The 10,500-nt window shown below is 69.6% G+C and carries 4 protein-coding genes; 2 read left to right on the top strand and 2 right to left on the bottom strand.

From position 1 onward, the window contains the following. The first annotated feature begins 408 nt into the window (after positions 1 to 408). The gene (locus ACWD4G_RS26195; RefSeq protein ID WP_451297431.1) at positions 409 to 3,426 is read left to right on the top strand and encodes an MGH1-like glycoside hydrolase domain-containing protein; all 3,018 of its coding nucleotides are present in this window, start codon (positions 409 to 411) and stop codon (positions 3,424 to 3,426) included. Positions 3,427 to 3,618: 192 nt separating this feature from the next. Here the strand turns inward: ACWD4G_RS26195 and ACWD4G_RS26190 are convergent, their stop codons facing one another. After that, positions 3,619 to 4,224 (bottom strand): TetR/AcrR family transcriptional regulator, encoded by a 606-nt coding sequence (locus ACWD4G_RS26190; RefSeq protein WP_451297429.1) that lies wholly within the window; start codon positions 4,222 to 4,224, stop codon positions 3,619 to 3,621. Between the two features lie 438 nt (positions 4,225 to 4,662). Next, positions 4,663 to 8,397: an nSTAND1 domain-containing NTPase gene (locus tag ACWD4G_RS26185; RefSeq protein ID WP_451297427.1), complete on the bottom strand. Its 3,735-nt coding sequence runs from the start codon at positions 8,395 to 8,397 to the stop codon at positions 4,663 to 4,665. A gap of 422 nt (positions 8,398 to 8,819) precedes the next feature. Between ACWD4G_RS26185 and ACWD4G_RS26180 the strand changes: the two genes are divergently transcribed. After that, on the top strand, positions 8,820 to 9,632 hold the full coding sequence (locus tag ACWD4G_RS26180) for an NPP1 family protein (RefSeq protein WP_451297425.1): 813 nt from the start codon (positions 8,820 to 8,822) through the stop codon (positions 9,630 to 9,632). The last annotated feature ends 868 nt before the right edge of the window (positions 9,633 to 10,500 follow it).

Raw genomic sequence — 10,500 nt, 5'->3', positions numbered from 1 at the left:
AGGGGCGCAGCCCCCCGCTTTTTCAGGGGCGCGGGGAACTGCGCGAACAACCCCCCCCCCCCCCCCCCCCCCCCCCCCCCCCCCCCCCCCCCCCCCCCCCCCCGGGGCCCCCCCCCCCCCCCCCCCCCCCGCCCCGTCAGCGCCCGCCCCGTCAGCGCCCGCCCCGTCAGCGCCCGCCCCGTCAGCGCGCGCATCGTCCGTCGAGCGACCGGGTCGTGGCGACGCCTTGCCTGCCGCTCACCAGCCGGAATCACTGTGCGCGTTCCTTTCCCACAGCGCCCTGAATTCCCCGCGTCAGGCCTCTTGACTTCTCTTCAGGCCCGTCATTACCGTCTCGCAGAATTTCGAACAATGTTCGCAATTTCGAACATTCATCCACCGCATGAGTGCCCAATGGAGGACACCTCTATGCGTCTCAGACGTAGCAGCCGCGCCCTGGCCGCCCTGTGCGGCTCGGTGTTGTCCATCAGCCTGCTGAGCGCCGGCCCGGGCGCGTCCCCCGCTCTGGCCGCCGACGATCCCAACGCGGTCGCCCTGGACAAGGACGCGATTCTCGCCGCCAACCAGCTCGACGAGCGCCAGTGGTACAAGGCGAACATCCCGTTCCTGGACACCCCCGACAACGACATCGACGAGGTCTACTACTACCGCTGGAGCACCTACAAACGCGCCCTGCGCTACACCGTGCCGGGCACCGGGTACGTGTCGACCGAGTACGACGTGCCGATCGGCTACGCCGGGAACCCGTACACCGCGCTGCCGGACGCGGCCGGCTACCACCTGCTGGACGGGCGCTGGCTGCACAACCGCGACTACGCCGGTGACTACCTGGACTTCTGGCTGCGCGGTGCGGGCAACTCGGGTGTGCGGAACTTCAGCGAGTGGATCACCAGCGCCGCGTACCAGCGCTATCTGGTGACCGGTGACGCGGCACAGATCAAGTCGGCTCTCCCCCACCTCATCGCCCTGTACAAGCGGTGGGACTCGAACTTCACCAACGACATCACGGTGAACGGTACGGCCTCGACCAGCGACCTGTACCACCAGACCCCGCTGTCCGACGCCACGGAGTACACCGAAACGTCGATGCACAGCAGCAACTGGTTCAGCGGCGGCCGCGGTTACCGGCCCACGATCAACGCGTACATGTTCAGCGCCGCCCAGGCGATCAGCAAGATCGCCACTCTGAACGGCGACACCGCGACCGCGGACGAGTACGACGCCAAGGCCGCGCAGCTGAAGGCCGCCGTGCAGAACTCGCTCTGGGACCCGCAGCGGAACTTCTTCATGCACGTCTACAACACCGACAACACCAACGGCACCCTGAAGCAGACCAGGACGACCTGGCGCGAGGCGATGGGATACGCCCCTTGGGCGTTCAACCTCCCCGACGCGCAGTACTCGTCGGCGTGGAAGTACCTGACCGACGCCAAGCGGTTCAAGGCGCCGTTCGGGCCCACGACGCTGGAGCGGGTGCACGACTTCGAGGCCGAGCAGGCCACCGTCGTACACGCGAACACCCACGACTCCTCGACGGCCTCCAACGGCAAGTACATCGGGCAGATCGACTACGACGACAGCTCGGTCACCTTCACCGTGGACGCGCCCGGCAACGGCACGTACCCGGTGACGGTCCACTACGCCAACGCCACCTCCGGCACCTCGACGCACCAGGTCGTCGTGAACGGCGACACCGCCAACCCGGTCACGGTCAGCTATGCCCCCGGCGGCAGCTGGGGCCAGTTCTCGGAGACGAAGTCCGTCACCGTGCGGGTCCCCATGAAGACCGGGGCCAACACACTGAAGTTCACCAAGGGCACGGGCTTCGCCGAGCTGGACCGGATCACCGCCAACCCGTACTTCAACTACCAGGCGATCCCCGCCGAGCAGAAGCGCGACGACGCCAACTGCTGCCACTGGAACGGCCCGAGCTGGCCGTACCAGACGAGCCAGATCCTGACCGGTCTGGCGAACCTGCTCCAGGACTACCCCGCGCAGAGCTACGTCACCAAGGCCGACTACCAGACGATGCTGGCGCAGTTCGCCGACCTCCAGCACAAGGACGGCAAGCCCTACGTCGCCGAGGCCGCCAACGGTGACACCGGCGAGTGGATCTACGACGGGTTCAACTTCAGCGAGCACTACAACCACTCCAGCTTCAACGACCTGGTGCTGAGCGGTCTGCTGGGCATCAAGCCGCAGGCGAACAACACGCTGGTGCTCAAGCCGCTGGTCCCGTCCGGCTGGGACTACTTCGCGGTGGAGAGCCTCCCGTACCACGGGCACACGTACTCGATCCGCTGGGACCGGGACGGCTCGCACTACGGCAAGGGCAGTGGTCTGCAGATCTTCCAGGACGGCGTACGCATCCACCAGTCCGCGACGGTCGGCAACACCACGGTCAATGTCGCCGCCCCGGTCAGCCCGGCGCAGCCCGCCCGGCTGATGAACGTGGCCGCCAACCCGCTGACCGCCGAGCAGGACTGGCTGGGCCGGACCGTCACCCAGCCGTACCCGAAGGCCTTCGCCTCCTACACCAACACCGTCTCCAACGGACCGCACTGCCACAGCGGCCAGACCTGCAAGCCGACCACCTTCGACGCCCCGCTGCGGGCGACGGACGGCTGGATTCGCTACGACAAGATCCCCGACGACCGGTGGACCAACTCCGGTTCACCGAACGCCACCGACCATCTCGGAGTCGACTTCGGGGCGCCTCGCGAGATCAACGAGGTGAAGTTCTACACCTACGACGACGGCGCGGACATCCGTGTCCCGGCGAGCTACACCGTGCAGTACCTGAACAACGGCTCATGGGTGAACGTCCCCAACCAGACGAAGAGCCCGGCGACGCCGGTCGCCAACAACGCCAACGAGGTGACCTTCCCGACGATCACCACGTCCCAGTTCCGGGTCCTCTTCACACCTCAGGCGGGCAAGTTCGTCGGTGTCACCGAGCTGGAGTCCTGGTACCCGGAGACACCGCTCGTGAAGATCACCAACAAGAACAGCAACCTGGAGCTGGGCATCAACGGCTCCTCGATCGCCCCCGGAGGCGCCGTACAGCAGCAGACCGCCAACAGCATGGCCAACCACTGGTGGAAGATCGTCCCGGCCGAGAACGGCTACTACAAGATCTTCAACACCAACAGCGGACAGGTACTCGGCATCAAGGACGCCTCCAAGACGGCCGGCGCCACGGCATTGCAGTGGGGTGACACGCTCACGGCCGACCATCTGTGGTCGATCGTCGACGCCGGGGGCGGTTACGCCAAGCTCGTCAACAAGAACAGCGGCATGGTGCTGGGCATCCAGAACATGTCCACGTCGTCCGGGGCACAGGCCCTGCAGTGGGACGACACCGGTACCGCCGACCACCTGTGGAGCATCGTCACGGAGGACGGCTCGACACCGTTCACTTCCTGACCGGACGTCAGCCGCTGCCCCCCGGGCAGCGGCTGACCGCCCTCTTCACGACCGTCCCGCGGCAACCCTCGGCATCAAAGGCGCCGGCATCGATCCGTCGGTTCGGCTCACGCTCTGTCCCGGTCAGACCCGCGCATGGGCACGACTGCGGACTGACGCGGGAGCCGTCGGGAGCCCGCAGCCGAACCGTACTCAGCTGCGGCTGTCCGTATTCGTCGCCAGAAGTCCGTTGACCACCAGCGCCGCGAGTGAGTTCGCGGTGGCCGCAAGCTGTTCCGGGGTGGCCGGGTCGGGCCTGCCGAGGCGCCGGGCCAACGGCACTTCCACCATTCCGGCGATGGGCGGAACGATCGCGAAGAAGAGTACGTCCATCGGGATGGGCGCCATGCGCCCGGAGGCCACGAGCCGCTCGATGCTGGGCTCCAGAATCCGCAGGGTGGGCGCGATGTAGTGCTCGTAGATGTACTCCAATCGCTCGGTGTCGCGGGAGAGTTCGTCCACGAAGAGGCGCCCCAGCTGAGGAGTGTCGACCGCGGTCAGATACAGGCTGGTGATGATCCGGCGCAGGCGTTCGGCATCGTCGAGCGACGGGTCCTCCAGCGGCAGATGAGCCAGCTGCACCCCCAGAGCGAAGTCCACCACCGCACGCCAGAAGGCCGCCTTGGACCCGTACCGGTCATTGATGAAGTTGTGACTGACGCCGAGACGGCGGGCCAGCTCGCGGGCCGAGGCCCGGTCATAACCCAGTTCTGCGAACGCCTCCAGACCGAGCAGCAGGATCTTCTGCTCCTCGGGCACGGCGGGGGTGTCCGCGCCGGGGCGTCCCGGGCGTCGACCAGATGCGACTCGTGTTCCCACCGCTACCTCCACCACCCGCATGACCTGCGTCAGAACCTCTCAAGACCCACACAGTTTACTTGACAGGCGTCAGACGTACGCCACGCTCGGGCGCCATGGCCCCTCTCCAGCCCGGAGACGAGGGGGCGACTCGTGCGTGGCCGACGCCGGAGACGCGGCCGGAGCGACCGCGGAAGCCGCCGCCGCGAGGGCCATCGGACGAGCAGGGACGTGCGCGTGATCCTGGGCATGCTGAGTCCCAGGACAGTGACTCCATCGGCGTTCCCCCGGCCACGTCGGTGCACCCGGGCGCCACGACGTTTACCTGGCGCCCGTCAGTTCATGAGTAAGCCGTGCGCGGCTCACCGAGGAGAAGCGGGCGAACTTCTTGCCCCGGCGTCACCGGACTCGGTCCCCGCACACCTTCCGGTACGGGACGTCCGGCGCGTGGGTCCGCCACTGTGCCCGCGTCAGCGTCCCGCTCACCCTGGCGCACACCCGCTCGGCCACCCGCTCGGGATCGACGACATACCGCTGGAGCGGGACGTGGCTCCCGGCCGCGAACACCGTGCCGCTGTCGTCGCTGAACGTCACCGAGACGATCTCCTCACCCGGCGTCGGCAGAGGCCCGCCCAACGGCTGCCGCGTCTCGACATCCCACAACTGGAGCGTTCCCGAGCTGCCTCCCACCGCGAGCGTGCGGCCGTCGGGGCTGAAGGCCAGCGAGCTGACTCCCTCCGGGGTGTCGCCGAGCCGGGCCGGGAAGACGTTACGCAGGACACCGGCCTTGTGCCGCACGTCACCGTCCCACAGCGCGACCCGTCCCGTCCCGTCACCCACGGCCAGCCGTGAGCCGTCCTCGCTGAAGGCGAGAGTGCCGATCTGTTCACCCTGGACGAGGTCCTTCCCGGTCACCGAACCCTTCGGGAGACGGACGACGCGGTCGTTGCCGACCAGCAGGTCACCGTCGGGGCGGACAGCGAGCTGTCCGCTGGTCAGCCCGGTCACCACGGTGACGCGGCGACGGCTCTCCGTATCCCACACCTCGCCGCTCAGGTCGCCGATGGCGGGTGTGCGCACGACGTACAGGGTGCGCCCGCCGGAGCCCAGGGCAAGGCCGATCACAGCCCCCTTCGAGTCGGCGGCGGCCAGGTCCAGGGTGCCCCGGAGCCTGTCGCCGCGCAGGTCCCAGATCGTGATCCGTTGCGGGGCCGCCTCCCGGCCCGGCGCCGAGACGCCGTACGCGAGCAGTCCGCCGTCCGGGCTGAACGCCGTCAGGGCCAGGGTGTCACCGGGGACGACGGGACCCGTGCCCTCGACAGCGACGGGGAGCGCCGGTGACGGCAGAGTCCGTACGACGTGCCCGTCGCCGGTGTCGCGCAGCTGGAAGCGGTGGCCCGTGTCGGTGCGCTCGGCGGTGACGAGGGTGCGGCCGTCCGGGGCGAGCCGGACGCCGGACAGTTCACTGTCGTGCCAAGGCGCCGTCACCGTCGTCGTCACGTCGAGGGAGTGCACCGTGCCGCCTTCCAGGTAGCGCAGGACGGGCTCCGCGCTGTCCCAGGCGAGCCCGCCGTACACGTACTGGTTGTTGAGGGAGTGGCGGAACACCGGGGCGGCGGGGGACGACAGCCGCCACACCTTGATCTCCGTGCTGTCGGTCACCGCCAGGAACCTGCCGTCCTCGCTGAAGGCGGTGTACTCGACGTCCGGGACGGTGATGTCGGCCAACTGGTGTCCCGAGCCGGTGTCCCAGACCCGTACGCCGGTCTTCGAGACGGCGGCCATCCGCTCGCCGTCGTCGAGGACCAGCATCGAGTCGTTGTCCTCGCATACGTCCTGGTCGTCCGACCAGTCGCCGGGCAGGGTGCGGTGCCGGACGGTGTCCCACACCTGTGGCGCCGCGCCCCGGCCGCCGGTGGGGCACATGGCCACCGTACGGGCGTCGGGGGCCAGGTCCGCCCCGGCGGCCGCGGGGCTCTCGAACCGCTGTCCGCCGTCGGTGAGGGAGAGGAGGTGTTCACGTTCGTCGGTGCCGGTCACCAGATAGGCACCGTCGCCGAAATCGACATCGGAGTACTCCGGCCACGGCTTTCCTCCGGTCCAGCCCCGCGTGGCCGTGTCCCACAACCGGACGCCGTCCTCGCCGTTCACCGCGATGACCTTCGCGTCGGAGGACACCCCGACCACCTCCTCGGCGTCGGCCGACAGCCGACCCGAGCCGGTACGCCGGTGGGAGACCACGTCGTACGTCCGCCACGTGCGGTCCTCGATGCTCAGCAGGGTGCGGCCGGAGGCGGTGAGGAAGCGGCGGGGGCCGTCCCCGGGGACGGGGTCGGTGAAGGCGTCCTGTTCGGGCTGGGCGGCGGCGCCGAGCAGGGCCCGGCGGGACTCGGGGAGCGGGGAGACGCGCCAGGCGGCGACGCCCAGCAGCATCGCGGTGCGCGGGTCGGTGGTGCGCAGGGAGTCGGCGACGGCGGCGATGCGGCGGGCGGCGGTGTCGGTGCGCTGCTTCTCGTTGTCGCGGTGCTGGTTCCAGGCGGCCAGGCCGATCACGAGGGCCACCGCCAGGACGGCGGACAGGGCGGTCAGCAGCGCCCGTGACCTGCGGGCCGTCCGCGCGGCCGTCCGCCGCTCCTCCTCACGGGCCCGGCGCGCGGCGGTGAGGAACTCCCGCTCCGACACGGTGAGCGCGCCGTCGTCGTCCCCGAACAGTTCCTCGGCCCGCGCCAGCCTGCTGCCCCGGAACAGTCCGCCGGGTTCACGGTCGTGCTCCAGCCAGGAGCGGGCGGCCTCGGTCAGGCGCCGCTGTTCGCGCAGCCGTTCGCGGTCCTCCCCCAGCCAGCCGGCCAGGCGTGGCCAGCAGGTGATCAGGGCCTCGTGGGCGAGCTGGACGCCGTCCTCGTCGGCGGTGAGAAGGCGGGCGCGCGCCAGCCGCTCGACCACCTCCGCCACGTCCGGGCTGGTCCACTCGGCCAGGTCGGCGCGGGTCAGCGGGCGCCGGGTGTCGGGGGTGGCGCGGCCCGGCTCGATCAGCCGCAGCAAGAGCCCGCGGGCGGTGCGCGCCTGGTCCGCGGTCAGCTGCTCGTACACCTCCTCCGCCGTCGCCGCGATCGCTCCGCGCACTCCGCCGGCCGCCTGGTACGCGTCCAGGGTGAGCACCCGGCCCTTGCGCCGCCGCCAGGTCTCCAGCAGCGCGTGGGAGAGCATCGGCAGTCCGCCGGGCTGGTCGGCGACCTCCTCGACGATCCGCGCGGTCAGCTCCCGCTCCACCAGCAGCCCGGCGGCCTGCGCCGGCTTGGTCACCGCCTCGCGCAGCTCGTCGGCCGTCATCGGCGTGAGCAGCAGCCCGGCACCGGACAGCGCGTCGGCCAGGCCCCGGTGCTCGGAGCAGCGGGCGTAGAAGTCGGCCCGTACGGTGACCAGCACACGCAGCCGACTGGCCGGGTTTCGGGCGGCGAGCAGCAGGTCGATGAAGCGGGCCCGTTCCTCGCGGTCCCGGCACAGGGTGAAGGTCTCCTCGAACTGGTCGACCACCACCCAGCTCTCCGGCTCGCCCTCGGCGGGGGCCAGGAGGTGTCCGTACGTCTGCGCGGGCCGTGCGCCCGGGGTGAGCACCCGCAGCACCGCCGGGCTGCCGCGGCGGGCGATCTCCTCGCGCAGAGCGGGGATCAGCCCGGCCCGCAGCAGCGAGGACTTGCCGCTGCCGGATGCCCCGAACAGCACCGCGAACCGGTGGTCGCGCACCAGCCGGTGCAGCTTCTCGACCATCCGGTCCCGGCCGAAGAACAGATGCCGGTCGTCCGGTTCGAAGCGTGCCAGACCCCGATACGGCGGTACGGCGTCCGCCGACTCCTCGCGCACCGCTTCGGCGGCCTCCGCCTCCGCGTCCTTCCAACGGGGCTCCCACTCCGCGGGGTCACCGCCGCAGGCCCTGACGTATGCCTGGACGACGGCGAGTGACGGCAGCCTTTCGCCGGCCGCGGCCTGCGACAACGTTGTCGCGGAAAACCCGGCCGCTTCGGCCATGCGCCGGTACGAGGGGCTGCCCGCCGCCTTGCGCACCTCGCGGAGTTCGTGGGCGAGCCGGGCTATGGGACCGGCTACCGGGTCCAGTGGTCTTTCGGGACGCCCCATGCTCACACACCTCCACACAACCGACGGAACCAATGCCGGGACGATGACCATATGCCGCGAAATCTTTCGTACAAGCACGCCATTGGTTATGTACAGAAAAATGAAAGGAAACGAGATGCACATCACCCGAAGGCCCCGCTGAACGCGGAATTTGATCGTCCTGACAGAGGCGACGCGCGAATCAAAACCCCGGTTCCAGGTGCCGGCGCCTGCCCGGCACCGCTGCACAACAGCCGTAAAACACGAGGTGAACGACGCAGAACGGATCAGGAGCGGGGGCCGACGACGGGATGAACTCCACCGCGGAACCCCACGATCCATTGATTGCCCTGATCAGAAGGGCTGCAGATCAACCCGCCGCTCCGCAGTCTCGGTATCGCACCGCCGGATTCCCGGCAGACCGAACAACTGGAGGAGCCCCGATGTCGACCGCAGCCACGTCCCGTAAGAGGTCCCGTATCACCAAGGCCGCGCTGGTCCTCGGCAGCGTCGCCTCGCTGACGATCGGTCTGAGCGGCAGCGCCAACGCCTCCGTCCTGAACCCGCTGCCGGCGAACGCGGGCACATTCCAGAAGAAGTACATGCCGTTGTTCGACTACGACACGAACGGCTGCCTGCCCGCCGCGGCCGTCGACGCGAACGGGAACCTCAACGGCGGCCTCCAGGACAGCGGGTCGATCACCGGCGGATGCCACACCAACCACCTCGGCAAGGCCAACACCTACTCGCAACTGTGGTGCAAGAACGGCTGGTGCGCATACGTCTACACGCTCTACTTCGAGAAGGACCAGGCCCAGAACGGCCTGAACTTCGGGCACCGCCACGACTGGGAGGCCGTCGTGGTCTTCCAGAAGCAGGGCGAGGAGTCGCCCCGCTACCTGTCCGCCTCCCGGCACGGCGGTTTCAGCACCCACCCGATCAGCGAGGTGCCCATGGGCAAGCTGGCCGGCGAGAAGAACTACAACCGCGTCGAGATCGTGTACCACAAGGACAGCTCCAGCACCCACGCCTTCCGCTTCGCGAAGTGGGGCGAGGCTCCGAAGGCCCGCGGCAACGGCCAGTGGGACCAGCCGGCCCTGGTCGACATGTACAAGATGGCCGACAAGCCGCGCAACGCCCTGTGGAACTCCAAGTGGGACAAGGCCAACTTCCCGCTGACCGGCAACCTCCAGAGCAACATCAACAAGGCCCGTGAGGCCAACTCGGCGGCCAAGAACGCCATCCCCGCGTTCTGACGCACGGACCGCCACCGAACCGCCCCCGGCCGGGACTCTCCCCCAGTTCCGCCGGGGGCTTCCCGTGCTCACACACTTCTCGCGTACCGGCCTGGCGCGGCGTCCTCGGCAGGCCCGACGCCGCGGACCCGCTCACCACCACGGCGGAACGGCCTGCGCCATCGGTGGCCGACGGACCGCCTCGCAGCCGTGGCGAGCGCCCCTCCCGGTGTCGCGGACCACGAGAACGTCGCGCGCCTGGACAGCCCCCGCGGCGTCGGCCTCGAACCGGGCGATCTACGCGTCCACACGGCCACCGGCACCGGCACCGGCACCGGCAACACGGACGACCCTGCCCGGCGCACCGTACGAACCGGCCGCATCGAGCGAGCACCTCGCCGCCGCCTCCCCCGGACTCTGTCGACCTGGCCGACCGGCTGGACCGCGCGGTCTCCGCCTGGGTCATCGCCGCCGTCATCGACCGGCGCATCCGTGACATGTCCGACCCTTGATCTTCTCGCGAGGAGGATGCGAGCACGGCGCACCTGGGCGTCCTACTGGTCAGACGCCGCTCACCGGGCCCGGGGCACCTCCTGCGCCCCGGGAGCCAGGAGGGTGAATCGTTGAGACGGCGGACGTACCCCGGTCATCCACCGGCTCCGCGGGCGGGGCCGGGCCGCGACACGACGGCCGCTTTGCGCCGATGTGTCGGAAGTCCGAAGAACGCGGCAGTGAAACCGCTGATGACTGAAGGGGGGAACTGACTGTCGGGGTGAGGCGCTTCACCTCCACTTAGACGTCGTCTCATTTGGCGCGCTGGGTAGTCTGCCCGTGTGGTGATGGTCGAGCGCATGGTGCCGGATGAGTTGTGGGAACTGTTCGAGCGGGT

It is taken from the genome of Streptomyces sp. NPDC002643 (assembly GCF_053592555.1).
Note: the sequence above shows the minus strand (reverse complement) of the source record. Positions and strands in the feature narration are given on the sequence as shown.